The following is a 26,243-nucleotide window of genomic DNA, read 5'->3' as shown; positions in this document are numbered from 1 at the left end:
ATTCCCAGGAACTATTAAATGATATCTTTGACTCTTTCTAATAATAGACCTTCTCATGATAAAAAAAGCCATGGTATGTTAATATATACCATGGCTTAAATAAGTTGCTTTATCCAACTCTCTCATTCGTTCGATAATACTTTTCTTGACCATATGAAACTGGAACTACACTATAAGAGAAAAAGGGTAGCCCCTCTTCCTTCTAGATTTTATTAAAGCGTCTTTTCCATACATAAGTTAAGGTAATAAAGAAGTAGATGCTAAGTGTAATAATCGTTACGATGATGGATGTCGTGAAAATGATTCCAATCAGGATCGTTATTAAAGCGATGATCGCAGCCCAAGTTGTATAAGGGAACCATTTAACCGAATAGGCACTTGTTTTTTCAGGATGTTTTTTACGTGATTTCAGATGAGCTATAGCTATGATTAACCAGATAAATAATACGGTATATCCCAGCGATCCCATTAGGAAATCGAAGGTCTTGCTCCCAGCAAATAAGGAAATCAGTACACCGCCATATAAAGCTGAAGTACACATTAATATTGCGTAAACAGGAACTTTCTTCTTGGATAAACGTGAAAAGATTTTCGGAATGCGACCGTCCACGGCTTGTGTATACAATACGCGAGATGAACCATACAGTCCAGAGTTCATCGATGAAATGATTGCTAGTAGAACAACTGCGTTCATAATATGGTCGGCACCTGGAATCCCTATCATTTGAAAGACCATCACAAACGGACTTTCAGGCACCCCGTTTACTTCGTTCCAAGGAATTAAACTAACGATGATGAAAAATGGAATGATATAGAAAGAAATGATCCTGACCAATGTACTGCGAACGGCTTTTGGAACCACTTTTTCGGGATTTTTCGTTTCAGCTAACGTGACCCCAATAATTTCAGTACCACCATATGAATAGATCACAACAAGCATCGCAGTGATTAAACCTGTTGATCCATTCGGAAAGAAACCACCATGGTCAGTCAAGTTAGAGAAACCGACGGCTGTATGATCACCAAAAGTTACGAGCAGTAACAATAATCCAGCCATGATGAACACAATAATGACGGTAATTTTAATTAACGCAAGCCAGTACTCCGTTTCAGCAAAAACCTTTACCGACAGCAAGTTAATCGCTGTAACTAACACAGAAACAGCTAATGCCAGTATCCAAATTGGATATCCAGGCAGCCAATATTGAATGAAAATCGCTGCAACGACGGATTCTGCCGTTATGTTCAATACCCACATTTTCCAATAAATCCAATCTAGAAAATAGGCAGGATACTTTCCTAGGATCGATTGAACTAAGTCCCTGAATGTTCTTGCACCGCTATTGCGGACCGCCATTTCAGCTAAACCTTGCATAATGAATAATAAGATGATTCCACCAATTAAGTACGCAATAATTACGGATGGGCCTGCCATATCAATGGCTGAACTGCTTCCTTTGAATAAACCTGCTCCAATAGCACCGCCTAATGCCATCATCGTAATATGCCGTGAAGTCATTGTCCTCTGTAAATTTCGTTTGTCCGTTTCCATATCATTACCTCCCAAAATCAAAAAAGGCATATCGTCTCTTCCTTCATAATCAAATGAAGAAAGAGACGATATGCCTTATGCTTACCGCGGTACCACTCTTATTGGTTCTTTTGAACCCTGCTTTAAAAACCTTGTAACGAAGGTTAATCGTTAAAACAAAGAGAATAGGTTTGATCTATTCTTTTGCTTTACCACTCCCAGGCAAGTTCAAAGTATTATTGGACTGCGTTACACCACCCCGCAGCTCTCTTTACCGAATAATTTGCTTTTACTACTCCTGATCTTTGCGTTTTGAAAATTATATCTGAATATTTTTAATAATATCCAATACTATACGGATTCGATGTAAATTTGTCAATAACTTTTTTAAAATAACATTTTAAAAGAAACAAATCTTAGTGAATTGTGGTGAAATAGCTATATAAAATCAGTAAAATACTATTTAAAATTAAGTATGATGTATGTCCTCTGGAGAACTTACGAGTGGCAACAAGGATTCAGAAGGTAAGAGGAAAAACCGCCCGATGGATCCCCTTCTATACCTCTTTATTGTGGTATTATCAAAGGCTTATAGTCTTTAGTAAATACGAGTTTTCATCCTGTACACTTAAAAAGGAATGAAGAATTATTCCTTTTCATCTTTATACCAAAAATTCTCACTAACTGAGAAAGAAGTTTTGATGTTTCGAACGGCATGCCACCAATTTTTAGGTGTGTACATTAATTCTCCTGAAAACTGTTCCACAATGTAGGGCTTGGTATATTTGAAATTTGAATCCTCCTTTAAATCCAAATCGAATAAATCATGCTTAAATTCTTTCACATACTCAGTATCATCAGGACTGAAGAAAATCCACTTTTTTTGGCCAAATACTACTGCGTTCCAATTATGTGATTTCTCAAAATCCTGGTGTAGTGGGGTTCCTGTTCCAACCGAACCAAGGAAGATCCATTTTAATTTCTTGTTGTTTTTTGTCTTGATTGTATTATGGTTGAATAGAGATGGGGTTTCAAAATAACTCTCTAAATCCTCATTGCCCATTATGGAAAAAGGCCAGTCACAATACAATTTTTCGGGGTTATCATTTAATATACCAATGAATTTACCAAGTTTTGATTTGTAAAATTTTTTTTCTTGTTCGTATCCTGATTTCCTTATGATTATTTCCCTTTCTCCATAATTTGACTGTAGGTAGTCTGTATCCCAATCCCTAGAAGGCCATAAATCTACTAATCCAGTTATTATCAGTGGCTTTTTACCCGCATAATTTTCTTCAAAATTCATTAGTGATAATTCTTTATAGTGTATCTTTTCTATCAATTCGCTCATCCTTTCAGAGTACGGGATACAATGTTAGATTTTCAAAATGAATATGAGGTGAACCTTGGGTGACGCTAAGATTATTTTCACCATTTTTATTACAACCGAAAACCGGATTAAAAAAAAGCAGTTCCTTGCTAAGGGACTTAATAGCTTTAGCTGAATCAAGTTTGTTTCCTTTAATATCAAATCTTCTAAGTATTTTATTGGTTAATTTCCCATTTTTAATGACCAAACCATATGATGGCCTGATTACAAAATTCAAACCAAGTGATCCCCCACCCCAGGCACCTCTGCAATAAATACCATTTTCGATTCCTGAAATTATCTCCTGTACTTCCATATTGCCAGAATCCAAATAAGTTGTTGACATTCTGGGCATCACAATTGAAGATTTGTCAACGCTTCTTGCATTACAGGAAGATTGTAAACCTAGGAGCTTACAGGTTTTTGCATTATGCAGCAAACCTACGTTTATCCCGTCCTTTATTAAGTGAGTCCTAAATGTTTCATTCTGTTCCGCATCCAATAAATAACTACCATTTTGCCTAGGAATGGTCGGATCATCGAATACGTTAATTTTATATTCTGACCATTTGTATCCCATCGTTATTCCATTTGGCTTTAAATACTCTAGGTAATTATCTGCTTCTAAAGTATGACCAAAACATTCGTGTACATAATGAGATCCAGTCCATGGCTCAAGCACAATTTGTGTTTCAATCTTGCGTTCAAGTTGCTGACCATATAAAGCAGCTTCTATTTCCGCTAAAATAACTTCAAAATGATCCATTAATTCAGTACATGGTGACTTATTAGTTCTTGTTTGCCATAATACTGGAATAATAGATGTTGAAGTCTCTATTAAAATCATTATAAGGATGGAATACTTTAATTCATTACTGCTCAATCCAATACGAAGTTTAAAAGACTTCCAATGTCTTAAGTGATCATAGCTATCACGTTCAATGAATTTTAAACAATGATTTAATTCTTCTTGAAGAAACTTATTCTTTTCATTATCGCACCTTGGTGAAACAACCCCTTCAACAGTTGAATCATATGATATTAAATATTCATTGTTCATGGTTTCGTATCAGCTCGACTAATTATTAATTGCGAAGGATCGTAATGGATCTTGCCATCAAAATCCAGTAATTTCATTCCTAGTTTTGATGCGAATACTTCACCCAATATATAACCCTCTATTCTCATGGGTAATAATTCGATGCACTCTTTTGATAAATAATATCCTTTTTGATACAGCTCCAAACGAAGGCAACAAATTAAACTTAATATTAGGCCATGTGCCTCGATGGTATCCACTATATTTCCAGTTTTACTAAACCAATTTAAAGCCTCTTCATAATTACTATCCTTGAAAAAGTGAATTCCTAAAACATAGGCAGCCCAATATGAATCATCACCTGTTTTAGTCGCTATTTGATAGCAATTCTTAGCAAGCTCAATTTCACCAGATTGGGTATAGAGAATGGATTTCAATTTCCACCCTATTGCTCCTAATGGTTTCAATTCAAAGTTTAAATCATCTATTTCTGCTAGACTCAACTTTTTATTTGATGAAATTTTCTCCATCGTTACCTTAGGGGAAATCTTATCTTCCTTGGAATATACAATTTCCCTCCCCATTTGCCCGGCTATATATTCCCCTATCCACCTGAAACTTTCAGGTAGAAACCCACTTTTGATTGAATAGGTCATTGTTTTCACTTGATTAATGAGGCCTAGATTGTTCAATACATTTAAGGTTTCGTCTATATCATTGGATAAATCATTAGTCTTGGGATCATAAAAATAATCCAAATCAATATCTACAATAACCTGTTCATTAATTATGAATTCTCCCAGATATTCAATAGTCGTGACATGTAACTCAATATTATTTAATTGTACAGAAGCAGAATTTTTCCCATTTCTAAAGCTTGATATGAATTCTTTTCCATGATTTGGCACAAGAGATAAAAGCCCCCAAAGTAATTCACTAAATCCTTTTTCTCCTAACATATGAGGGTATACCCATATAATTTTCCGAAAAAGACCCTCTTGTATTGCGGCGTACAAAAAGTCATCAATTCCATAAGAATATCTTCCATCTTCCCTACAAGGAATATCTTTTTTTAATTCATCAATACACAGACCCTCTTTAATGGACTGACTAATTCTGTTCATTTTTGAATTTTCTATGAACTTTAAATCTAAGTGTTGATCTAAATAAACCAAGGTACTATTCCTAGGAATTTCATTGACCCAATATGAAAATACTTCACTATGTTCCTCAAATACATATATTTTATCCATCATTCTTGATTAATCCTAAGTTTAGAATCCAATTTATCTGGTCTTGATTGAACTTTTGTTGGCGGTTTATTTCCCTTGAACCTCCTATTTCTACCATTTCTAATATACTTGGGTGAATGGGGCCCCTAATTAAATTTTTTTCGGTCGCTGCATATAGCCATATAACCTTTTCGGAATCACTAGCTACTTTTTTTCCACTTAGTGCCTCGGATATTTCTTTAGAATATGTTTGATACGCATAGTAAATATGACCATTATTTTTAACAAGGTCACTATCTATTCTAAAAAATGGGTGTTTATTGACTGTTAGTATAGATAAAATGGCATTTAAAAATTCGTGTTTTAATAGTAAATGATTATTATCAGCCGCAAGGATAAACTCTTCGTTTTCAGACAAATAATTGTAAAACGCTTCCTCGATACATGTCCCTTCCCCTGCATAGGGCAATTCCATGTAACACTCGAAATGTTTGGACGCCAGGAACTTATGCATTAGCATCGTTATATCGGTTTCACGGAATTCTAAAGCCTGAAAAACACCGGGAAAAGAAGTTCTTAAACCACCTTTATGTTCAATATTTCCACTCATTAAATTTCTTACAATCGTTGTAGCCGTCGCTACAAGCTCTTCTTTATCTATTGTTTTTATGTGATTTAAATTATCAGCTGATAAATTCAATTCATTAAATTCATCATTTAAAAAGTTATTTCTATACTGGTAATCATATAATAAATTGTAAAGTAACTCGTCTAGTGAATAATTCTTTGGTTTTAAACCATTTGCCATTTTTCAACTGCCTCCTTCATCCTTTGATAATTTTTCTGTGACTTCGGAATTAATATTCCTTCATCTGTATATTTAGGGTCTTCATATGTAATGGCTTTTAAATTAGGGCATAAAGGAAGCAAGTAATCTAAAAGCTGGATTTGTTCATCCATTAAAATTCCATGATGCAGATCTCTGAATTTCCCTTTGATAATTTGACAACCTGAAAGATGCAATTCAAAACAGTTTTCAAAAGGCAATTTTTCTAAACCATTGAACATCTTTTCATTTGTATTCCCTAACAACCATTGATAACTAAGGATATGACCAATGTCTATAGTGATAGGGGAGTTTGTCTCCTCGACCAATGTTCTGAAATAATCAAAGCCATTTATTTCTCCAATAAAGAAGTTAGTACCTTCAGTGAATCCAGGAAACTCAACTGAAACTGGAACAGCCAGTTCAGATTGGTATTCGTTGATGTTCTTTATACAAGCTTCCAATCCTGCTGGTGTCATATATGGTGGTAAGGGGAAAGGGACGGTTTTCCCTTTTATTGACCACAGGCCAAGATCTTCTACAATCCATCTTATGTTATATCTTTCTATAATCTTATTAGTAAATTCTATGATTTCAGATTTTTTGTAATATTCGGTAGCCCCCATATTTAAAATCGTTTGATGGAATGCTCTCGCCTTAAGATGTGGATTGGCTTCGAATAATCTATCATAGGCATCAAAGTAATCCTCGGCTTTTAACACACTTCTATTTTTCGGTTGAAAAGCAAAGAAAATATAGTTAAACTCGTCTTTATAATTTTGAAAAAAGCCTTTCATCTTAGGCGTGATGTCGTCATGGTCCCCTTTGCTGGAAAAACCTATATCTTCCCCCCAAGGTAAATCCATGCCTAAACCAAGTCCAAGCTTTTCCTTTACATTTGGAAATTTTATTTTCTGATAGACTGTGCTCATTAGTCTTTCCTCCCCATAAGTTATTTTATTTAAGGCTAATCACACCTTTTTCGACAAAATACTCTAGGTACTTTTTATCGTCTGCTTTGCTCATTATCAGTGTGTTTCCGAATACTTCTAAGGATTCTGGCACTAAGAAGATTCTTTGCCATACAAAATCCATGATATACGTTTTATCTAACTTAATGATTTTAGTCCATGGGTTTATCAATAAGGTATTTGAAGTGATATCCGGTCCTTCCTTTTTGTATTTATCAGGAGGAAGCTCATCATTCTTTTGTGGGTTGACATTTTTATGCAGTTGCAAGAATCTATTCAGCTTTTCTTCAAACGTTATTCCGTCAGAGTATTGAAATGTAGCGCCCATTCTACCCATCCCATAATTGAGTAATTTGTTCCCTCTTAGATTTTTGCTTGATTGAATATGGATATCAGGATTATTTGTATCTTCATAAATATAAGTACCGGGTTCTAAAACAAGCATTTGCATGACGTCGATGCCAATTTTATCTTGATTTTTAAGTAAAAATTCCTCAGAACATTCAATTTCATCCTCGGTTTCACCAGGTAAGCCACCAATGATAGACATTCGCAGCGTAATGTTGGCATTATGTAAATTATCTATTATCTGTTGATAGTTACTAGAATGCACTCCTTTATCCAAGGAGTCTAAAATCCTTTGAGAATTGGTTTCATAGCCAACAGACATTAAAATACAACCTAAATTACTTAGTTCAAAACAAAATTCAGCGTCTAACAACACATTCTCAAGACGGTTTCGTGTACTGAATTTAATTTCATAACCTCTAGATTTAAGTATTTTGACTGCATTGACGACAAGCCGCAAATTAGTATTCTCATCTATGAAATTAATTCTATTAACCCCATAATTGTTAATGATATCCTCGCACTCGCTTGCTACTTGCCTTGCCGTTTTCTGCTGATAACTTTTTTCTTTTCTTGATCTATTACCATATGAACAAAAAGTACATCGTCCCCAGTAACACCCCACACATGTAATCAAAGACATATGCACTTCTTCATCTAAATAGTTTTTGTACGGTAAATCAGAAAAATCAGGTGGTAAGGCATCGGTGATCCTATATGCAGACTTAGATGGGACATTTTCAACATTTTTTTCATTAAGCCAAACAATATCCGGCACCTCCCCGATTTGGCAATCGTTTTTCAAATACCTGTTTAACATGAATAATGTTTCTTCACCGGCTGATATTCCTAATGAATCCACAAATTGATTTAATCCATTTAGGCTAAAGAAAGATGATTGACGAATCATGATTTGTTGCCCACCCATAATAATGTGGGTATTAGGGGAAAGTTCTCTAATCCACTTGCATATTAAAAGGGAAGGTAATATTTGGCTATAGTAAGCGATAGAAAGCGCGAAGATTTTGGGCTTATCGTTAAGAATTTTTTCTTTGATATTTTCGTATAAAACCTTTGTTGCTATATCACTTTTTTTCCAACTAAAATTCCTTACCGATTCAAGGATTTCTTCCAATGAGGTAATCTCAAGTTTTAAAAATGAATTTACTAGTAGTAGCTCTATGCCTTGTCTCACCAACCGAACGTCATACTTCAATGAATCAGACGATCTTTTCTCAATAAATACATTATTGTAAAGTTGCTTTTGTTCTTTGAATAAGTATTTAGCCATTTCGACTTTATATATCAATTTTAAGTCTTTACTTCCATTTTCATTGATACTCACATATTCAGCTAAACAATCTTCACTAAATAGGGTATGGCATAATTCAATATTTAAATCAATTTGACTTACACTCATTCCCTTGTTTCTCAAAAAACTAGTAATCATAGGTAAACTTAAATAAGGAAAGAGCCTGGCTTCAGTTAGAGGAGGAAAAACTACCATAGCATCTGAATTTTTCATCTAAAGAAATTCTCCTTTTATTTATCCAAAGAGAGTGCTAGTTTTTAAAAAGCTAACACTCTCTTTGAATCACCTTTATGGATTTAGGATCTAACTTATTTTTCTGCGTCCGTCACTGTACTGAAACGGAACGCATGAAATGCACTCCCTACTTCTAGCTCTTTAGCTTCGATTACTTCAAGGTTTTCCACTAGCTTTTCCGCTTGTGTTTTTTCCACTTGCTTAGTCATATGTTTCACCTCCTTAACATTTGTAATGGATTGCCTGTAACTCCTAGGCTCTAATCTATTTTTCTGCGTCCGTCACTGTACTGAAACGGAACGCATGAAATGCACTCCCTACTTCTAGCTCTTTAGCTTCAATTACTTCAAGGTTTTCCACTAGCTTTTCCGCTTGTGTTTTTTCCACCTGCTTAGTCATATGTTTCACCTCCTTAACATTTGTAATGGATTGCCTGTAACTCCTAGGCTTTAATCTATTTTTCTGCGTCCGTCACTGCACTGAAACGGAACGCATGGAATGCACTCCCTACTTCTAGCTCTTTAGCTTCGATTACTTCAAGGTTTTCCACTAGCTTTTCCGCTTGTGTTTTTTCCACTTGCTTAGTCATATGTTTCACCTCCTTAACATTTGTAATGGATTGCCTGTAACTCCTAGGCTTTAATCTATTTTTCTGCGTCCGTCACTGCACTGAAACGGAACGCATGAAATGCACTCCCTACTTCTAGCTCTTTAGCTTCGATTACTTCAAGGTTTTCCACTAGCTTTTCCGCTTGTGTTTTTTCCACTTGCTTAGTCATATGTTTCACCTCCTTAAAATCACTTCAAATCTGTCTCTTCTTGGTATATTTCACTTTCAGATAAACGAGAATTATACTTCTTCTTTCAAAGACAATTTTATATTGCTCTTTAGAAGCCTTTTATCATAAACGACTGTTCCTATAGCCACCAAATATAATCCTATACAAATGATTAACACGTATGAAAAACCAACTTGGGAAAATTCACCTTGGTCAGTACCATAGTCCAGAAAAGTGTTGAATACCCCCGCAGCGAAAGCCCCAGTTCCAAACTGTACCATCTGGAACAAACCCATATAAACCCCTGTTTCTTCCTCAGGAACGGACAACATAGCAATTTTATTTTGTGTGGGCATGGAAATGACACCGGCCAATCCAAAAAGGAGAAATGCAAATATAAAGAAAATTAAGCTGCCATTAAACATTGTCAAAGTAAGGTTTACCATTCCAATTATGGAAATCGAAATAGATAAAAGTAAAAGGTTTCTATTGTCTTTTAAATCTGCAAGTTTACCGGCATACCCAGATAACAAAACCGCCAGTATCGAATCTGCCATAATGATATAGCCAACAATATCTGGTTGAATATTGTGTACATCCCGCATGTAACTTGGAATGTAAAGCACTATTACATTTGTGATGAGAAAAAGAACGAATATTCTTATGATTGAAGAGATAAAAATGGTGTTTTTTATTGCCTTTCTTGGAAGCAAAGAAGTATTTCCGTGGTTTGCCCGTTCATAAAATATAAATAAAATTAAACTCAATATCGTAACAACAATAGAAAGCGACCGTTCCACTACACTAATATCATCATTGAATATGAATTGAAAACTGATTACCATAACTAGTAAAGCCAAACTGTTTTTTAAAGGTAAATGAAGGTTTGCCGTGATTCTTTTTTTTGATTTGGGAGTTACCATTAATACAAGAATTAAGGATATGCAACTTATGATAATCAATACTCCAAATATCATTTGCCAAGAGTAATATTTTATTACCAAACCACCAACAGCTGGTCCAATAAGTGTGGCAGTCGCTAAAACTCCGGAAAACCATCCAAAAGCCCACCCTAATTTATTATCCTTAAAACTTTGCCTGATTAATAATACCTGTGCAGGTACTACCATTGCATCTGCAATTGCCTGAAGCGTCTGGTAGAGCAAGAACAAATTCCAATTATTTGTGGTCCCACTAAGAATGGTTGATGTGATGAATAGCGATAGGCCAAATATCAACAATTTTCTTGCGCCTAATACATCCGCCACTTTACCAAAAAGCGGAATGAGAAATGCGAAAAAAGAAAAGAATAGAATATTTCTAATTTGAAGCGTGGAATAAGAAATATTAAAATAGTCTACAAGATTAGGGAATGCAATCGTCAACATGGACGTAGACATCACACTAGCTATAACACATGAAGAAATGGTTATAATCAATAATTGATCCTTATTTATTTTCATATATATAATCCTTTTTTTATTTATTTTATTTAAATTCCCCTTTAGGCATCTTCCTTTTTTAACATAGGTTCATATTGGTATTTAAATCTTTTCATGCTGATTCGGCAGATCATTTATTGTAGGCCGATCATCTACAGCCAATTTGACGCTTGAATCGAATTGTAAAACCATTGCTAGCATTAATAGAATGGAGAACCCAGATACTAATATTTTTTTCATATACCTTAACCTCCCGATATTGATTGATACAACTAGTATAAACCATCCAAATATGGTACATTTTTCTTGCGTGACTGCTACAGGGTATTTTTTTCGATATATTTTTGGTGTTTCCAATGAAATACATAAAAAAATATAAAAGTATTTATATTTTTAGGAGTTGATAAAATGGATGCAAGTATTCCTTTTAAGCTTGGAAATGTTCTCTACACTTTAAGAAAAAGGTCAGGTATAACACAAAAAGTTATGGCAGAGGGAATCATTACTCAAGCACAACTAAGCAACATAGAGAAGGGGAAAGTCATTCCATTAGCGACTACTTTATATGAGCTCTCATTACGTTTAGGTATCAGCATTGAAGATATACTTTTAGAAACTTATTCAGACCGAATGGAATATAGTGAGGAAGTGAAATCTCAAGTAAGGGTTTCAATTAGAAATAGAGAGTATCGGCAGGTAAAACGGATTCTCGAAGCAGAACAATACCATGCAGATTTCCAGTCATCTATCAATAAACAATTCATCCTCTGGCATTTGGGGATCGTAGCATATTATTGTGATAGTGATATATTGAAATCCCTAGATTTTTTAGATCGAGCCTTAGACTTATCTACTCATTTTCATATTTTTTCTGCTCAAAAAATAGAAATTTTGAATAGCAAAGCCATTATTTATAACGAAATTACTGAATATAAAAAGTCAATTGCCACTTACGAAGATGCCCTTAAGCAATTTCAACAACTTCCAAAAACTTCAATGAATTATAGAATTAAAGTCCGGATTCATTACGGATTGACAAAATCCTTACATAAGGACGCACAATATTATGAATCTATAAAAATTTGCTCTGACGCTATTCAAATTTTAACCCGGGAAGAATCTATGTACCTATTGGGAGAAGTTTTATATCAACGTGCCCAATCCTTGCAGTCAATGAACAACATGGAAAGTGCCACAAAAGGGTATGAAGAGGCAAGGAATATATTCTTATTGCAGCAGAATTACGAATTTGAGAAAGTCGTTCAGGAAAGACTCTATGAGATAAAGAAATCTCTTAAAGTGTATAAAGATTGAAGAATTCACATAGCAACACAATGCTGTACTTTTTTGGTTAGTATAATGTCACTGATATATTCTAGTTAAGTCCTTTACAATAATTTTTTTAGAGAATGTGTCCGTCTTGGAACGTAAAAAGACTGCATATCATTATTACCGATAATCAAGCACGAGAGTTAAGGGAAAACGGTTATGGCATATCAAAAGGAAAGCATTCAATTCAAACTGGAAATTTCCATCTAAAAAAAGACTTTTATATTTTCAATCAAAAATAGCCAAGATTTATCGAGGTACACAAAAATCAATAACCCGTACTAAAAAAATCCCAAGAAACCACCTTTTTCAAACCATTCAACTAGACGTCATGAACAGGACTAACAAAAGAAACCTAGCTCATTCAAGCTGGAAAGCAAAGGATAGCATAGGGGAATTCCTCGATGTCATTTTGAAAGGCATCTTACCCTCATGGGTCCAGAACCTCTCGAAACCAACTCTATCTGTCTATTTCCATCCATAAAAATAAAATCTATTTTTTCAAAAACTGTCATCAATGTTACAATAACAAAGTTGAAATTAAACCAATCTATAGAACACGTGAGGTATCATACTTTTTATGAAAGCACTACGATTATTAAAAAGTTTTAACTTTTTATATTTTGGACTGCTTGCCATTTTCATTCCGTTTCTCCCAGTCTATCTGGCTGATCAAGGTTTGCGTCCAGCCCAAATCGGATTCATCATTGGTACAGGAGGTTTTGTCACCCTCATTACCCAGCCTTTATGGGGAATGATCAGCGACAAAACGAGGACTATACGTAAAGTCCTGTTGTTACTTATCTTTTTCTCGAGCGTAATCGGATATTTTCTATATGACTCAAGCAGTTATCTTCAACTCATCCTGTTTGCCATGCTGCTATATTTCTTTCTGATGCCGATTGATCCCCTGACGGAAAGCCTCAACTTTACGATTGCGGAAAAATCTGGGATCAGTTATGGTTCCATCCGGACATATGGTGCATTGGGTTATGCGGTCATCTCGCTGATCACTGGCTATGTTATGTCATCTTTCGGAGCAAACAGCCTGGCCTTCCTTTTTGCCGTCATAGGTTTGATCAGTTTCATTGTCAGCTGGATGATGCCTGATGCACCCGTTTCAGGGAAACCTGTCACCTTAAAGAGCCTTAAGCATTTTTTCAGTAATAAAGAGACTCTTCTTTTCTTGTTATTGGTCTTTATCTGTGCTGTTCCAGCAAGGATGAATGATACTTTCCTCGGAGTATATATCCGTGAACTTGGAGGAAGTGCCAAGCTTGTAGGCTTGACCTGGTTCTTAGCAGCAGGAAGTGAAATTGTTGTTTTCGCCTTAAGCTTCTGGTGGCTGCGTAAAGGTAAGGAAATCATTATTATTTCGTTCGCAGCTGCGTTTTTCTTTATTCGTTACTTCGTCTCTGCCTGGATTACCGATCCACATCTATTAGCTTATTTGCAAGTCATGCAGCTATTGACTTTCCCGATCTTCTACTCTGCTGCCATTCAGTACCTGTATCGGATTGTTCCGGTGGAGTGGCGTGCCACAGGCCAGACCGTACTGGCGCTATTGTTCTTTGGAGTTTCGGGAATCATGGCTTCTTATATAGGCGGAGCAATATATGGGGCTTTCGGAGGCAAGACTCTTTACCTGTTCATCTCCTCCATCTCCTTTATAGGAATGGTATTTGCCTTGGTTCTTTATCGGATATATGGCAAGAGGCTCGATACTGCAGAGGAAGCTATATAATCTGAAAACATAACTGTATAAAAAAGAGCATGTTTTGATTAAACTTAATCAAAACATGCTCTTTTTGCATTCCGTTAGCGAAATAAGGGGCAGCCGTTAACATTAGCATGGAGAAACAAATTAGGGAGTACTTGTTTTGTTCGTCTTGTCTATCATTTTTATAAATCCCTGAAAATTGAAGCCGGTTTTTCAATATCACTCTTCTTCTTGAACGAGCGAATGTTTAAATGCGTAAATCACTGCTTGGGTGCGGTCCTGCACCGCAAGCTTACTTAATATATTGCTAACATGTACTTTGGCTGTTTTCAGGGCTATGTATAGGTCATCCGCAATTTCCTGATTCGTTTTCCCTTGTGTCATCAACAGCAAAATTTCCATTTCCCGGTTTGTCAATTGTTCATGAAGTTGGGTTTTCTGAGGGCGACGTAACTTTTCCATCATTTTCCCGGTCACTTCAGGTTCAAGTACACTTTGCCCTTGAAAGGTGGAACGGACGGCTCTCGCAATCTCGCTCGCCTTTGATGTTTTCAACATATAGCTTGTCGCCCCGGCTTCCAATGCCGGATACACTTTTTCGTCATCCAGGAAGCTTGTCACAATGATGATTTTTGCTTCAGGCCATTTTTCAATAATTCGTTTAGTCGCTTCTATGCCGTCCATTTCTGGCATAACCAAATCCATCAAAATGATATCTGGACGCAACTCCATCGCTAGTTCAACAGCTTTCAAACCATTGTCCGCTTCACCAATCACTTCGATATCTGCCTGTGCGGATAAATAGGCAGATACCCCTATTCTTACCATTTCATGATCATCGACAAATAATACTTTAATCATCATGATCACCTCCTGTATTTAATAATGGGATTTTCACTTCAAGTTGTGTTCCTTTATTCGGAACACTTACCAGTTTCATCGTTCCGCCTAATTCAACAGCTCGTTCATGCATGTTTTGCAGACCATATGATCCGGTTTTCGACTCCTCGACGTTAAAGCCGATGCCATCATCCGTAATCCGTAAAATGATCAACTCATCACGAACGATCAATAGCACTTCAAGCGAGCTCGCTTTTGCATGTCTTAGTGTATTGGAAATCGATTCTTGTAAAATCCGAAACAGATGGTCCTCAATCCCCTTATCCAGAGTAACGGGCTCCATCTTCCAATTTATATCCATCGTCACTTTTTGGCCCAATTCCTCGAGGAGCTCCTTCATTCCTTCCTGCAATGATTTTCCCTTTAACGCAACGGGTCTCAGGTGCAGCAATAAAGCCCTCATCTCGAGCTGAGATTGATGGATCATCTCTTCCACTACCTTGAATTGTTTCATTTCCGTTTTTTCCATATTAGATTGTGACTCTGTAATGGCCGACATGAACATCGAAGCGGCAAACAATTGCTGGCTCACTGAATCATGCAGTTCCCGCGCCAAACGGTTTCGTTCCTGTGAAACAATTTCCTGGATCTGTTTCTCCTGATCAATGGCCTTTTCATTCGCCATTTTTTGAGATAATTTTGTCTGCTCATTGATATGCTTTTGGATCTGATTCATCCGTTCAACCATTTTAGCCATCTCTTGGACTGGATACATTTCCTGCTGCGAAGGTAAGCGGCCTTGTTCAAGTAAATAAAGCCCTTCATCCATCCTTTGCAGCTGCCTCTTCCAAAACATCCCTGAAACGACTCCATAGATCAGCCCTACCGTAATGACCAGACTTGGCAGGAATATGACGAAGGGTAACCCCATGACCACTTTATCCCACAATAATCTCCAGTCAGATAAAGGAAAAACAAAGAAAACCGCTGCCGGCAAGGCAAGGGAAAGGACGAAAGAAACACAAAGGGCACTCAATATCTGACGTGTCAGTATACTCATACCCGCTTCACCTCTAAATCCCCAACTAAGATAGAAGTGATGATATGAACCTTTTGATCCGTTTCATTGAACCCTTCCGTTTGATAGGAATAGATTTGATTAAATACCCTGGATTCAGGCTTATTTTCAAAAATCCGTGCTCTACCTGCAATGACCGAATGATGGACTCTGATTTCAATACCATACGGTACTAGGATTGTGATATTACCAACTATATTTCTGATGGAAATGACAGCGTCGTCTTTCGGTAAAATCGTCCGGCTTAAATCAATAACTGTATCACCGACCCCACCCTGAACATTTACGGAATTCCATTCATATACATGTTCGGTCGTTTGTTGATGACCGAACAACCTATTTTGAAACAGATAATTCGTTTTCAATAATCGTTCTTTATTGATCTGTTCTTCGTCAAACCCCTCATTGGTTAAAACGGGATTGATCCAATCAGGATTTTTTTTCGATTGATAATAAAGAAGTAATAGATAAATAAGAATTGCTATTAGGAAAAATCTAAAGACGAACATATTCAGGACAGTAATAATAAGAGATATTATACCTATAAAAAAAAGGATTTTCCCGATTGTCCGTTTTGAAAATTTCCTTCCTAAATAGATAAGTCCAATTGAAAATGCTAGGGAAAAAAGGAGACCTCCACCCTTAAATGAAATCTCTAAAATAAGCAGGACGATTCCGATGAGAAAGATCCAGCCCATATAATCCGTTTTCATTTTGTTCAACATCGGTTCGCCTCCTCTGTAAATTGTCATGATATTCTTAAAAGGCACAGGAACCCGTGCCTTTTAAGAATACCATGAATATATCACGTTCTAACAGACTGTTTTCCCCCACCTTCGATTCCAAGCAGTTGGGGGATAACAGCAAAGCTTTAATAAAAAATCGACTAAGCTTCTTTCTGTTCCATTTCCTTTTCAAGCTGGACAATCCTGGCATCGATAGTATGTCGATTATAATCTGAATGGACTTGATTCTCAATACGATCTATATATTGCTCCATTTCATCAAACTTCGCTATCGGTTTGGCATCGGAGCTACCAGCATTCAAAACCCGATTGATCCGGTGGTTTGCCCGGGCAATATTCTCCCTGCCCATCAGTTCCATTCTCTTAAGATGCATATCCTTGAGCTTATGCTTCATTTCTTCATATTTCCGCTCCAGTTCATTTAACTGAACTTCTGCACTTTTTTGCGCTTCCTTCAAACTTAGCGCCCGATCTTCATAGTGTAGGTTTTCCTTTAAGGCGAATTCCATTAAATCAATTTCTCCAGCCTGCTTAGCAATTTCAGCCTGATGTTTACGCTTTTCGGCTAGATTTTGCGCTTGACTATATTCACGAGTAAACTCTTCTTTCAGTAGATATTGACGTTCAACCAGCTTTCCTACCTTCTCTGCCTCCTGCTCACATTGACGCAGATATTGATTTAACATTCCAATTGGATTTTTTTGCTCCTTTTTATCCAACAAGTCGTGAAAATCCGCTGAAATCGTTTGTTTCATTCTTGAAAATAGATTACTCATTCCAATTCCATCCCTTCTCCTAGTTTTTATTTAACTCTTTCCACTCTCTTTCAAAATTCGAGAATGGGTCTGTTTCTTTCGATACAATTTCATCATTTTCATTCCATTTTTTATAGACGAGGTAAAGAACGTAAGCTGCTACTAGTCCTAATATCGCTGGGATATGAGAAACAGCAACTATTAGCACGATAAGGGAGATTGATCCCCAGGCAATTTTGGCTCCTGTCGATTCGGACTTCATGAACTGTTTGAATCCAAAATATAGAATAGCCAAGCAAATCGCCAAGCTGATTAATGGACCCACATTCGCTAGCAAGATAAATAATGCGATCAGCCCTACAATAAATAAACCAAATTTCTTCATTGTTTTCGTCCTCCTTTCCTTGTTTCTATCTTATCTAGTTTTGCAAGTTCGTATAATGAGCCTTAGCTATATTTTTAAGTAAGACTTAAGGCGTAGTGGTACTAAGCCTCACACTAATGAGGGCGTTTTGTTCCTGAATTTGAGAGGTTTACTCGTGAGTTGGGTTGTTTTACTCGTGAGTTTGAGATGTTTACTCGTGAGTTGGGCGTTTTACTCGTAAATTTGGGAGGTTTACTCGTGAGTTTGGAGTTTTACTCATGAGTTGAGAGGTTTACTCGTGAGTTCGGCGTTTTACTCGTGAATTTGAGAGGTTTACTCGTGAATTTGGCTGCTTTACTCGTGAATTTGAGAGGTTTACTCGTGAATTTGGGAGGTTTACTCGTGAGTTCGGCGTTTTACTCGTGAATTTGAGAGGTTTACTCGTGAGTTGGGTTGTTTTACTCGTGAGTTTGGCTGCTTTACTCGTGAATTTGAGAGGTTTACTCGTGAGTTTAGCTGCTTTACTCGTGAATTCAGTCGTTTTACTCGTGAGTTTGGCTGCTTTATTGAATTTGAGAGGTTTACTCGTGAGTTTGGCTGCTTTACTCGTGAGTTTGGCTGTTTTACTCGTGAGTTTGGCTGCTTTACTCGTGAATTCAGCTGGTTTTGGTTATAAGTGCTTGTATAAGAAGTTTTCCGATAAGAGGTGTGTAGTGGGAAAGCCTTTAAAGTAGCTGTAAAACCTTGATTAAATAAAATAAAATCTTCCGACTGTAAAACCGGAAGATTACTTGACATGCATGCTTTTAGTAAAATATATATTCATTGCTTATTGTCTAAAAATAAAGTTATAGATAAAGACCTTCGACGTAAACAGACGTGATGGTTTTAGCAATTTCTTCGACAGAACTCTGATGTTCGTTTCGGACAATTTCCCAAAGATACATTTCATTTGCGAAAAACCAACCTCTTGCAACAAGCTCATGGTTTAATTCAGCTCTTGCTAGCCCATTTTGCTGTGCATAGGCAACGTCCTTTGAAATTCGCTGTATAAACTTTACACGGATTGCCTTCCATTTATCTGAGATAACAGTTGAAATCCCAATAGCCTGCTCGAAAACTTGCATCATATTGCGTTCAGCCTCTGCCATTTTTAAAAAAGCATTAGCTTGTTTATTTATAATACGTTCTGCTTCGTCCTTCGATTTTGGAAAGAAAGAGGTCTCGGCAATTTCATAAAATTGCTCCATAACATTCTCCATTAATACAATTAAAAGATCCTCTTTTCCTTTAAAATGAACATAGGCCGTTCCATACCCGATGTTTGCCTTTTTGATCATTTGGGAAATAACCGCAGCTTGAAAACCTTCTTCAAGAAATATTTCCTTTGCAGCTTCTAATAACTTTTGACGTGTCATAATTGAGCGCAAATGTCGTTTATCCCCTACTTTACCATTATCCATTCCTATTCCTCCCCTTATCTTCTAGCATAAAGGATTTCAATAAAAATAAAAAACATTTGAATAATTTAATGTTTAAAATTTTCTGAATTAACTTATTGACATCGTGTCATATTCTTTGGTACGATTCTCCTAGAATTATAAGAAAAATAGAATAAGGGAGGATAATTATGCTTTCAAACGGCTTTCAACACACATTAGATTACGCAAAACAAATGGATAAAGAAGATACCCTTCGTTGTTATCGTGAAGAGTTTTATTTAAAGCCAAATTCGATCTATATGGATGGAAACTCATTGGGGCTTCTTTCGAAAAGAGCTGAACGTACTCTTTTGGAATCCTTAGAAGATTGGAAAGAACATGGGATTGATGGATGGACACAAGGGAATCACCCATGGTTTTTCATGGCAGAGAAATTGGGCGCGAAGATTGCCCAATTAGTGGGAGCTTCTCCTGAGGAAGTTATTGTAACAGGCTCGACAACTGTAAATCTGCATCAACTTGTAGCTACTTTTTATAAGCCTAAAGGAATGCGTACAAAAATTTTAGCAGATGAATTAACCTTTCCGACTGATATTTATGCTCTTCAAAGTCAGCTTCGTACACATGGATACGATCCGGAAACCGATCTCATCCGCGTGAAAAGTCGGGATGGCCGATTTTTAGAAGAGGATGATATTATCGAAGCAATGACCGATGATATTGCTTTAATCATCTTGCCAACAGTACTGTACCGCAGCGGTCAAATATTGGACATGAAACGATTAACTGATGAAGCTCATAAAAGAGGAATATTAATTGGATTTGACGGATGTCATTCTATTGGAGCGATCCCGCATTCATTCAGTGAATGGGATGTTGACTTTGCATATTGGTGCAATTATAAACATTTAAATGGCGGTCCTGGCGGTGTTGGCGGCTTATATGTAAATCGAAAACATTTTGGAACGATGCCTGGATTGGCTGGATGGTTCGGGTCTAGAAAAGATAAACAATTCGATATGGAACATACATTAACACCAGCTGAATCAGCAGGCGCTTATCAAATTGGAACGCCACATGTATTAAGTTGTGCACCTTTGATTGGGTCTTTAGAAATGTTTATAGAAGCTGGTATAGAGAATATTAGGGAAAAATCTCTTAAAATTAATCAATATTTAATAGACTTAATCGAACTCGAGTTGAAAGACCTGGGGTTTTTCATTGGAACTCCTAGAGAAGACGTACGTCGCGGAGGTCATGTGAGCCTCGAGCATAAAGAAGCTGCACGCATTTGTAAGGCATTGAAAGAAAACGGTGTGATTCCGGATTTCCGAGCACCAAACATCATTCGTCTTGCTCCAGTTGCACTCTATACTTCCTATGCAGAAGTTTGGGAAGTTGTACAAATTCTCAAAAAAATCATGACAAAAAAACAATATGAAAAATTCAAGAATGAGCGTGAAGTGGTCGCATAACATGGAATTCCACCAGATGAGGCTCATCCCTCTAATGGTTAGTGTCGAATCAGTCGGTTATTATATTCGGTTAGCCTACGCTTAAAGAGGTGGAAACTCACTGCCTATTAGGGTAGGATAAAATCTTTTTGGATAAAAAGGGGATGAACTATGGAGAACAAAAATACTCAATTGAACTTTAAAGATGGGCCGGAGAAAGGGTTAAAACGTGATTTAGAAACAAATCAGCTTTCCATGATCGCGATGGGCTGTGCCATCGGGACAGGGCTATTCCTTGGCAGCGGGCTTGCAATTCAAGCGGCAGGGCCAAGTGTATTGCTCAGCTATGCACTCGGGGCGTTCATTGTTTTGCTGTTGATGGGCTGTTTAGCCGAAATGACGGTTGCCCATCCTACTTCCGGTTCTTTTGGAGCTATTGCTGAAAAGTACATGACTCCTATGGCAGGCTATCTTGTCCGCTATTCCTATTGGATTGGCAATGTTCTGGCAGTTGGGGTTGAAGTAAGTGCAGTCAGCGTGTATATGAATTATTGGTTTCCGACCGTGCCGGGAATCGTATGGATTTTGTTGTTTGCAGGTGTCCTGATTTATGTAAATGCTACCAGCGTGAATACATTCGCTACTTTTGAGTATTGGTTCTCCTTTATTAAAATAAGTGCCATTGTTGGTTTTATTCTCCTTGGAGCCTATGTACTATTCGGTTCATCCGAACAGCCACATATAGGGCCGGAAAACTTTGTGAATGAAGGAGGTTTTTTCCCATTTGGTTTAAAGGGAATGTGGATAGCCGTATTTATTTCTTTATTCAGCTTTCTTGGTACTGAAATGATAGCGGTTACATCAGGAGAAGCAAAAGATCCAGATGCAGCTGTTCCAAAAGCATTGAAAGCGACTGTCTTCCGTTTATCCACCTTCTATGTGTTGACAATTGGAATCATGTTGATGATCGTTCCGTGGAAAACGGCTGGGATCGAGGAGAGTCCATTCGTAAAAGTGATGGAAATCTTGAACATTCCAGGTGCATCCGGGATCATGAACTTTATTATTTTAACGGCTGCTTTATCTGCCATGAATGCTCAGCTCTATGCTTCAACTCGTATGATGTTTTCATTGGCGCGTGGAAAACATGCACCCAGCTTTTTAGGAAACCTAAACAAAAGGGGTGTTCCGGCAAAAGCACTTGCTGTCTCTACAACCGGGATTCTTATTGCTGCAGGCGTTCATGCGTTACTTCCTGGTTCCTCCTATGCATTCATGATGGGAATTTCCATGTTCGGTGCTATGTTCACATGGCTTATCATCTTCATTTCTCATTTGTTTTTCAGGGTGAAATGGGAGAAAACAGGCGGACGCAAATTACCGGTAAGGATGATCGGTTTTCCCTATTTAACGATACTAGGAGCCGTTCTTCTATTTAGCTTAATGATTACGACATGGTTTACAGATTTCAAAATTATGCTTCAATTCGGGATTCCTTGGTTACTATTTTTATCTGTCGCTTATTTTGTTTCGAAAAGAAGAAATAGTAATCATAATGTAGTGGAGGAATCTCTGGAAGAGAAGATAGAATAGAATGACGGAATAACTAGTATGGAGAAATCACAGTTTTTTGAATATGAAAAGTGGGGGGATTGCGGAATGAAGAATATGGATACCAATGAACAAACAATAACTGGTCTAGAGAAAGAAATTCAAACCGATTTTCAAAAATCGATGTCTTACGGAGATTATCTCCACCTTGATAAGATTTTAACTAGTCAACATAGATGTTCCGATCATCATGATGAAATGCTATTTATCGTTATCCATCAAGCGAGTGAATTATGGATGAAGCTCATTTTACATGAGTTGACAGCTGCTACTCAGTGTATACGCCAAAACAATTTGGAACCCTCGTTTAAAATGTTGTCACGCGTTTCGAGAATTCAGCAGCAACTGATTCAGTCATGGAGTGTCCTTTCAACTTTGACACCGGCTGAATACATGGAGTTTAGGGATAAACTAGGACAATCTTCTGGATTCCAATCTTATCAGAATCGTTTGATTGAATTTGCACTAGGTAACAAAAATGTTCATACGCTATCAGTCTATCAACATCAGACAGATCTATACGAGCAAATGCAGCAGGCTCTTCATAAGCCAAGTATTTATGACGCGGCGATTAATGCTCTTGTGGCCCGTGGACTACCTGTTGATCAAGAAGCTATTAATAGGGATTGGTCACAAAGATATGAACCAAATACCAGTGTAGAAGAAGCGTGGCTGACAGTTTACCGCGATGTCGAGCAATATTGGGACTTATATGAGTTGGCCGAGAAGTTAGTGGACATTGGCAATCAACAGCAATTATGGCGTTTTAATCATATGAGTACTGTGGAAAGAATTATTGGTCATAAACAAGGAACTGGTGGATCATCAGGTGTTACGTATTTAAAAAGAGCTCTAGACCAACACTTTTTCCCAGAACTATGGAGTCTAAGAACGAAGCTTTAAGAAGAAATTAAGTACGTTATTCTTTTTGAAAAAGTGGCAAAGAAAGCAATAGCCAGAAGAGATGGAGGTAAGATACATGGGTACATGGATTGATATTTCACAACGTCTGGATGAAAATGTCGCAGTCTGGCCTGGAGATACACCTTTCTCATACAAGGTCAATTGGAGTAAAGAAGAGAGTGGATCTGTCAACGTAGGTCAAATCAATATGAGTATACACACTGGTACTCATATTGATGCACCTTTTCATTTTGATAATGATGGAAAAAGAGTGATTGAACTGGATCTCGATTTATATATTGGAAGTGCCCGAGTCATCCATTTACCAAACAAGACAAGCATAGGAGTCCATGAATTATCCAGTATAGATTTAGAAGGAGTGACCCGTCTGTTAATTCGCACAGATGCCTGGAAGGATCGTCGTGTGTTTCCACAAACTATTCCTCATATCCAACCAGAATTAGCGGCTTATCTTTCAGAACTCGGTGTTCGTCTTATTGGTCTTGATTTACCATCAGTAGATCCATTAGATAGTAAAGAACTGTCTGCCCATCATGAACTTGCTGAGCATGGAATTCACATTTTGGAGGGGCTTGTATTAGATGATGTGTTACCGGGGGATTATGAATTGGCAGCCCTCCCACTTCCATTAGTTGAAGCAGATGGAAGTCCGGTACGTGCGGTGTTGAAAAAATTACCCTAAAAAGAAATAGATAGATTTTCACTAGATTTAAATAAAAAAACAAGCCGAGTCACAAAAATGATTCGGCTTGTTTTTTATCTTTTTTAATTAAGCTGCCCATGGAGAATTGCTATTCATCCCCTACGTATAGAAAATTTCCCATAACATTTTTATCTCCTCCCTTAGTTCGATAAAAAAAAATCAAAATCATAGATAGATTTCAGTCCATTCTTTATTTAAGAGGTTATTAATGCTGTGTTTCATAGTTTTTTCACATGATCACAACTACTACTTACAGGAATTCGGCTTACTTATTTACCTCCCCAAACTACGTTCATTTATGTTAAATTAAATGTAACAATTTTTAGAATTTTCATCTTTGAATGGAGGTCCATAAATGGAAAACTTTTATTTGTTTGTGATTACGTGTATTCTTCTCATTATTCTACCTGGTCCAGATACAGCAATAACAACAAGGAATACCGTTACCGTTGGGACAACGGGAGGTTTCAAGACGATGTTTGGTACGTGTTGCGCACTTCTTATTCATACATCAGCTGCAGTGTTTGGCCTTTCAGCAATCATTGTAAAATCCGCTTTATTATTTTCTATTTTCAAATACGTCGGTGCCGTTTACTTGGTATATCTAGGCATCAAGACGTTATGGGGATTAAAAAACAAGGAAGTGGCAGCAACCACTGAAACGGCTGTCAAAAATAAGTATGAAAACCAGTCTTACTTTAAGCAAGGGTTCCTTACCAACCTGCTGAATCCTAAAGTGGCGGTTTTCTTCTTAACTTTCTTGCCACAGTTTGTTGACCATGGAACCAATACATTTTTACCGTTTCTTATAATGGGTTTAACGTATACCGTATTAACCTTAGTGTGGTTTGTATTTTATATCTATTTATTGAATCAGATTAGTGCTTTTATGAAAAAGCCTAGAACACAAGCGATTTTTGAAGGAATAACGGGTGCGATACTGATAGGTTTTGGGATAAAACTAGCTCTAGAAAAAGCTCATAATTAATTGGCTGTTTAAGCCCCTTCGTTGATAAAACGAAGGGGCTTTTATTGAAGGATAATTAGATGACTTAGAGATACACTGACTTCAAGTTCTCTATGAAATCTCCCATCTAATCATTACAAAAAGCAATCGGCCGTAACGTCGGACAAAAGTGATTGTCTGGCCCTTGGCATACTCAGCACCATATATAGCCGCTTTTAGTCCTCGTAATTATTCAGCATATCCGTTTACAAAAAAACCAACTGTTTCGAGTTCACTTTCGGTTAATTTCCGGTTTAGCTGCTTGGCCAATTCCTGCTCCATTAAATCACGATTTCCCTGATAGTTGACGACAAGCCTTGCACAATCTTTCATTAGCTTTAGCTCGGTCTCCATTTCCTGCTTCGTGCTGGGCTTTTCGTGATGGGAGAGTATATATGTATCGGCATCATAGGCTTCAATCTTCTTAATGAGCAGCAAAGCTTGTTCAGCCGTATAATTCCATTTTTCTGCATAAAGATTGGCATAAAGACAATCTCCTAGAAATAATGTTTTTTCCTCCGGAACATAAATGATACAAGAGTCTGCTGCATGATCACCGCCAACGTGTTCAATTACACAGGTTATATCGCCAAGATCAATGGTAATCGCTGTTTCAAAGATAATATCGGGCAACGGCAGGTCAATATTTCTCTTTGTCCCGAGTTCCAATTTGATTGCATCGGCACAAAATGGAATCTCAATCCCTGCTTCGACCCGTTGATCAAGATCGTGATCTTCCCATGAAAGCTGCTGCATATCCTTAATATTGTTGTAAGTTTTCTCCTGACAAATTACCGGTATTCTCACATTCTCCAGACCAAATACATGGTCCCAGTGGGAATGGGTAAGAACAAGAAAATTCCCGCTTATATTAGCCTGTAGTAATTCGTCCTGAAAAAGCTGTGCATGCTGGACAGAGTTACCGGCATCAATGATGATAGTTTTCTTAGCTCCAGAAACGGCGGCGAGAATGGGCCGATCAGTTTCTCCCACTGGAGTCAGGTAGACAATATGTTTCGATAGATGCTGTAAAGTTTGCATGTTTCTGTTCTCCTTAGGATAGTTTAATTATCTGACCAAAACATCAATCAGCTTGCTTAAGTATAGCAAAATTACACATCTGTTGATTAGCTAATTATCCCCATAAAAAATTTACCTATTCTGTTACGATGATAAGCGTTGAAATCA

General features: G+C 37.1%; 28 protein-coding genes and 1 other annotated feature. Of the genes, 8 read left to right on the top strand and 20 right to left on the bottom strand.

All coding sequences use genetic code 11. The features are described 5' to 3' along the window. Window positions 1-202 precede the first annotated feature (202 nt). The 13 genes from JFU24_RS22095 to JFU24_RS22055 form a co-directional block, all read right to left on the bottom strand. Window positions 203-1,552 carry an amino acid permease gene (locus JFU24_RS22095; protein WP_053347511.1) on the bottom strand — a complete coding sequence of 450 codons (1,350 nt, stop codon included), beginning with the start codon at window positions 1,550-1,552 and terminating at the stop codon, window positions 203-205. A gap of 58 nt (window positions 1,553-1,610) precedes the next feature. After that, window positions 1,611-1,846 (bottom strand) — a binding site (T-box leader). A gap of 331 nt (window positions 1,847-2,177) precedes the next feature. Beyond that, window positions 2,178-2,873, bottom strand: coding sequence for a cupin-like domain-containing protein (locus JFU24_RS22090; RefSeq protein WP_201186429.1), 696 nt, complete (start codon window positions 2,871-2,873; stop codon window positions 2,178-2,180). Window positions 2,874-2,886: 13 nt separating this feature from the next. Beyond that, complete coding sequence (locus JFU24_RS22085) at window positions 2,887-3,960, bottom strand: TldD/PmbA family protein (RefSeq protein ID WP_201223261.1); 1,074 nt, start codon at window positions 3,958-3,960, stop codon at window positions 2,887-2,889. Continuing rightward, window positions 3,957-5,195 (bottom strand): UPF0489 family protein, encoded by a 1,239-nt coding sequence (locus JFU24_RS22080; RefSeq protein ID WP_201250497.1) that lies wholly within the window; start codon window positions 5,193-5,195, stop codon window positions 3,957-3,959. The genes JFU24_RS22085 and JFU24_RS22080 overlap by 4 nt, the downstream gene beginning before the upstream one ends. After that, window positions 5,185-5,979, bottom strand: a complete 795-nt coding sequence (locus JFU24_RS22075) for a hypothetical protein (RefSeq protein ID WP_201186433.1) — start codon at window positions 5,977-5,979, stop codon at window positions 5,185-5,187. Before JFU24_RS22075 ends, JFU24_RS22080 begins: the two co-directional genes overlap by 11 nt. Continuing rightward, a complete protein-coding gene (locus JFU24_RS22070) occupies window positions 5,964-6,929 on the bottom strand; it encodes a multinuclear nonheme iron-dependent oxidase (RefSeq protein ID WP_201186434.1) in 966 nt (321 codons plus the stop codon). Before JFU24_RS22070 ends, JFU24_RS22075 begins: the two co-directional genes overlap by 16 nt. 25 nt (window positions 6,930-6,954) lie before the next feature. Continuing rightward, window positions 6,955-8,841 (bottom strand): B12-binding domain-containing radical SAM protein, encoded by a 1,887-nt coding sequence (locus JFU24_RS22065; RefSeq protein ID WP_201186435.1) that lies wholly within the window; start codon window positions 8,839-8,841, stop codon window positions 6,955-6,957. A 95-nt stretch (window positions 8,842-8,936) separates the two neighbouring features. Beyond that, a complete protein-coding gene (locus JFU24_RS30860; protein ID WP_274607074.1) occupies window positions 8,937-9,071 on the bottom strand; it encodes a hypothetical protein in 135 nt (44 codons plus the stop codon). Window positions 9,072-9,126: 55 nt separating this feature from the next. Next, the gene (locus tag JFU24_RS30855) at window positions 9,127-9,261 is read right to left on the bottom strand and encodes a hypothetical protein (RefSeq protein WP_274607074.1); all 135 of its coding nucleotides are present in this window, start codon (window positions 9,259-9,261) and stop codon (window positions 9,127-9,129) included. 55 nt (window positions 9,262-9,316) lie between these two features. Beyond that, entirely contained in the window at window positions 9,317-9,451 is a 135-nt protein-coding gene (locus JFU24_RS30850; protein WP_274607075.1) for a hypothetical protein, read from the bottom strand. A gap of 55 nt (window positions 9,452-9,506) precedes the next feature. After that, window positions 9,507-9,641 carry a hypothetical protein gene (locus tag JFU24_RS30845; RefSeq protein WP_274607075.1) on the bottom strand — a complete coding sequence of 45 codons (135 nt, stop codon included), beginning with the start codon at window positions 9,639-9,641 and terminating at the stop codon, window positions 9,507-9,509. A 71-nt stretch (window positions 9,642-9,712) separates the two neighbouring features. Beyond that, window positions 9,713-11,104: an MFS transporter gene (locus JFU24_RS22060; RefSeq protein ID WP_201186436.1), complete on the bottom strand. Its 1,392-nt coding sequence runs from the start codon at window positions 11,102-11,104 to the stop codon at window positions 9,713-9,715. Window positions 11,105-11,185: 81 nt separating this feature from the next. Further along, entirely contained in the window at window positions 11,186-11,323 is a 138-nt protein-coding gene (locus tag JFU24_RS22055; protein WP_201186437.1) for a hypothetical protein, read from the bottom strand. A 168-nt stretch (window positions 11,324-11,491) separates the two neighbouring features. Here JFU24_RS22055 and JFU24_RS22050 point away from each other — a divergent pair, with 168 nt between their 5' ends. Next, on the top strand, window positions 11,492-12,397 hold the full coding sequence (locus JFU24_RS22050) for a helix-turn-helix domain-containing protein (protein WP_201186439.1): 906 nt from the start codon (window positions 11,492-11,494) through the stop codon (window positions 12,395-12,397). 595 nt (window positions 12,398-12,992) lie between these two features. Next, complete coding sequence (locus tag JFU24_RS22045) at window positions 12,993-14,156, top strand: MFS transporter (protein ID WP_201186441.1); 1,164 nt, start codon at window positions 12,993-12,995, stop codon at window positions 14,154-14,156. A gap of 195 nt (window positions 14,157-14,351) precedes the next feature. Here JFU24_RS22045 and JFU24_RS22040 read toward each other — a convergent pair whose 3' ends face one another. The 5 genes from JFU24_RS22040 to JFU24_RS22020 form a co-directional block, all read right to left on the bottom strand. Next, window positions 14,352-14,993, bottom strand: a complete 642-nt coding sequence (locus JFU24_RS22040; protein ID WP_201250496.1) for a response regulator transcription factor — start codon at window positions 14,991-14,993, stop codon at window positions 14,352-14,354. Then, complete coding sequence (locus JFU24_RS22035; protein WP_201250495.1) at window positions 14,986-16,032, bottom strand: sensor histidine kinase; 1,047 nt, start codon at window positions 16,030-16,032, stop codon at window positions 14,986-14,988. Before JFU24_RS22035 ends, JFU24_RS22040 begins: the two co-directional genes overlap by 8 nt. Further along, on the bottom strand, window positions 16,029-16,775 hold the full coding sequence (gene liaF, locus JFU24_RS22030; protein ID WP_201186447.1) for a cell wall-active antibiotics response protein LiaF: 747 nt from the start codon (window positions 16,773-16,775) through the stop codon (window positions 16,029-16,031). Before liaF ends, JFU24_RS22035 begins: the two co-directional genes overlap by 4 nt. Window positions 16,776-16,936: 161 nt before the next feature. Beyond that, window positions 16,937-17,572, bottom strand: a complete 636-nt coding sequence (locus tag JFU24_RS22025) for a PspA/IM30 family protein (RefSeq protein WP_201250494.1) — start codon at window positions 17,570-17,572, stop codon at window positions 16,937-16,939. 19 nt (window positions 17,573-17,591) lie between these two features. Next, window positions 17,592-17,936 carry a lmo0954 family membrane protein gene (locus tag JFU24_RS22020; RefSeq protein ID WP_053347522.1) on the bottom strand — a complete coding sequence of 115 codons (345 nt, stop codon included), beginning with the start codon at window positions 17,934-17,936 and terminating at the stop codon, window positions 17,592-17,594. Window positions 17,937-18,358: 422 nt separating this feature from the next. On the opposite strand from JFU24_RS22020, the gene JFU24_RS22015 reads away from it, so the two are divergent. After that, window positions 18,359-18,649 (top strand): hypothetical protein, encoded by a 291-nt coding sequence (locus tag JFU24_RS22015; protein WP_201250493.1) that lies wholly within the window; start codon window positions 18,359-18,361, stop codon window positions 18,647-18,649. Between the two features lie 114 nt (window positions 18,650-18,763). Here JFU24_RS22015 and JFU24_RS22010 read toward each other — a convergent pair whose 3' ends face one another. Beyond that, window positions 18,764-19,378 carry a TetR/AcrR family transcriptional regulator gene (locus JFU24_RS22010; RefSeq protein WP_098175631.1) on the bottom strand — a complete coding sequence of 205 codons (615 nt, stop codon included), beginning with the start codon at window positions 19,376-19,378 and terminating at the stop codon, window positions 18,764-18,766. Window positions 19,379-19,545: 167 nt separating this feature from the next. Between JFU24_RS22010 and kynU the strand changes: the two genes are divergently transcribed. The 5 genes from kynU to JFU24_RS21985 all read left to right on the top strand — a co-directional run bounded on the left by kynU (window position 19,546) and on the right by JFU24_RS21985 (window position 25,037). Next, entirely contained in the window at window positions 19,546-20,832 is a 1,287-nt protein-coding gene (kynU, locus tag JFU24_RS22005; protein ID WP_201250492.1) for a kynureninase, read from the top strand. A 150-nt stretch (window positions 20,833-20,982) separates the two neighbouring features. Further along, window positions 20,983-22,404 carry an amino acid permease gene (locus JFU24_RS22000; protein WP_201186451.1) on the top strand — a complete coding sequence of 474 codons (1,422 nt, stop codon included), beginning with the start codon at window positions 20,983-20,985 and terminating at the stop codon, window positions 22,402-22,404. A 75-nt stretch (window positions 22,405-22,479) separates the two neighbouring features. Then, on the top strand, window positions 22,480-23,325 hold the full coding sequence (kynA, locus tag JFU24_RS21995) for a tryptophan 2,3-dioxygenase (RefSeq protein WP_201188021.1): 846 nt from the start codon (window positions 22,480-22,482) through the stop codon (window positions 23,323-23,325). A 76-nt stretch (window positions 23,326-23,401) separates the two neighbouring features. Continuing rightward, the gene (kynB, locus tag JFU24_RS21990) at window positions 23,402-24,028 is read left to right on the top strand and encodes an arylformamidase (protein ID WP_201186452.1); all 627 of its coding nucleotides are present in this window, start codon (window positions 23,402-23,404) and stop codon (window positions 24,026-24,028) included. A 376-nt stretch (window positions 24,029-24,404) separates the two neighbouring features. Beyond that, the gene (locus JFU24_RS21985; protein ID WP_201186453.1) at window positions 24,405-25,037 is read left to right on the top strand and encodes a LysE family translocator; all 633 of its coding nucleotides are present in this window, start codon (window positions 24,405-24,407) and stop codon (window positions 25,035-25,037) included. 207 nt (window positions 25,038-25,244) lie between these two features. On the opposite strand, the gene JFU24_RS21980 is transcribed toward JFU24_RS21985, so the two are convergent. Beyond that, entirely contained in the window at window positions 25,245-26,096 is an 852-nt protein-coding gene (locus JFU24_RS21980; protein ID WP_201186456.1) for an MBL fold metallo-hydrolase, read from the bottom strand. Window positions 26,097-26,243: the final 147 nt, after the last annotated feature.

It is taken from the genome of Peribacillus sp. TH27, from assembly GCF_016650915.1.
Lineage (GTDB): Bacteria > Bacillota > Bacilli > Bacillales > DSM-1321 > Peribacillus > Peribacillus butanolivorans.
The sequence above is the reverse complement of the archived record's forward strand: the minus strand, read 5'-3'. Positions and strand labels throughout refer to the sequence as shown.

Bases quoted from the DNA above. Each gene is read 5' to 3' on its own strand.
- JFU24_RS22040 (WP_201250496.1), bottom strand. From the start codon at position 14,993: ATGATTAAAGTATTATTTGTCGATGATCATGAAATGGTAAGAATAGGG.
- JFU24_RS22075 (WP_201186433.1), bottom strand. From the start codon at position 5,979: ATGGCAAATGGTTTAAAACCAAAGAATTATTCACTAGACGAGTTACTT.
- kynA (WP_201188021.1), top strand. From the start codon at position 22,480: ATGGATACCAATGAACAAACAATAACTGGTCTAGAGAAAGAAATTCAA.
- liaF (WP_201186447.1), bottom strand. From the start codon at position 16,775: ATGTTGAACAAAATGAAAACGGATTATATGGGCTGGATCTTTCTCATC.
- JFU24_RS22025 (WP_201250494.1), bottom strand. From the start codon at position 17,572: ATGAGTAATCTATTTTCAAGAATGAAACAAACGATTTCAGCGGATTTT.
- JFU24_RS22065 (WP_201186435.1), bottom strand. From the start codon at position 8,841: ATGAAAAATTCAGATGCTATGGTAGTTTTTCCTCCTCTAACTGAAGCC.
- JFU24_RS21985 (WP_201186453.1), top strand. From the start codon at position 24,405: ATGGAAAACTTTTATTTGTTTGTGATTACGTGTATTCTTCTCATTATT.
- JFU24_RS30850 (WP_274607075.1), bottom strand. From the start codon at position 9,451: ATGACTAAGCAAGTGGAAAAAACACAAGCGGAAAAGCTAGTGGAAAAC.
- JFU24_RS30855 (WP_274607074.1), bottom strand. From the start codon at position 9,261: ATGACTAAGCAGGTGGAAAAAACACAAGCGGAAAAGCTAGTGGAAAAC.
- JFU24_RS22060 (WP_201186436.1), bottom strand. From the start codon at position 11,104: ATGAAAATAAATAAGGATCAATTATTGATTATAACCATTTCTTCATGT.
- JFU24_RS22000 (WP_201186451.1), top strand. From the start codon at position 20,983: ATGGAGAACAAAAATACTCAATTGAACTTTAAAGATGGGCCGGAGAAA.
- JFU24_RS22050 (WP_201186439.1), top strand. From the start codon at position 11,492: ATGGATGCAAGTATTCCTTTTAAGCTTGGAAATGTTCTCTACACTTTA.
- JFU24_RS22080 (WP_201250497.1), bottom strand. From the start codon at position 5,195: ATGATGGATAAAATATATGTATTTGAGGAACATAGTGAAGTATTTTCA.
- kynU (WP_201250492.1), top strand. From the start codon at position 19,546: ATGCTTTCAAACGGCTTTCAACACACATTAGATTACGCAAAACAAATG.
- JFU24_RS30860 (WP_274607074.1), bottom strand. From the start codon at position 9,071: ATGACTAAGCAAGTGGAAAAAACACAAGCGGAAAAGCTAGTGGAAAAC.
- JFU24_RS22070 (WP_201186434.1), bottom strand. From the start codon at position 6,929: ATGAGCACAGTCTATCAGAAAATAAAATTTCCAAATGTAAAGGAAAAG.
- JFU24_RS21980 (WP_201186456.1), bottom strand. From the start codon at position 26,096: ATGCAAACTTTACAGCATCTATCGAAACATATTGTCTACCTGACTCCA.
- JFU24_RS22085 (WP_201223261.1), bottom strand. From the start codon at position 3,960: ATGAACAATGAATATTTAATATCATATGATTCAACTGTTGAAGGGGTT.
- JFU24_RS22010 (WP_098175631.1), bottom strand. From the start codon at position 19,378: ATGGATAATGGTAAAGTAGGGGATAAACGACATTTGCGCTCAATTATG.
- JFU24_RS22020 (WP_053347522.1), bottom strand. From the start codon at position 17,936: ATGAAGAAATTTGGTTTATTTATTGTAGGGCTGATCGCATTATTTATC.
- JFU24_RS22055 (WP_201186437.1), bottom strand. From the start codon at position 11,323: ATGAAAAAAATATTAGTATCTGGGTTCTCCATTCTATTAATGCTAGCA.
- JFU24_RS22045 (WP_201186441.1), top strand. From the start codon at position 12,993: ATGAAAGCACTACGATTATTAAAAAGTTTTAACTTTTTATATTTTGGA.
- JFU24_RS30845 (WP_274607075.1), bottom strand. From the start codon at position 9,641: ATGACTAAGCAAGTGGAAAAAACACAAGCGGAAAAGCTAGTGGAAAAC.
- JFU24_RS22035 (WP_201250495.1), bottom strand. From the start codon at position 16,032: ATGAGTATACTGACACGTCAGATATTGAGTGCCCTTTGTGTTTCTTTC.
- kynB (WP_201186452.1), top strand. From the start codon at position 23,402: ATGGGTACATGGATTGATATTTCACAACGTCTGGATGAAAATGTCGCA.
- JFU24_RS22095 (WP_053347511.1), bottom strand. From the start codon at position 1,552: ATGGAAACGGACAAACGAAATTTACAGAGGACAATGACTTCACGGCAT.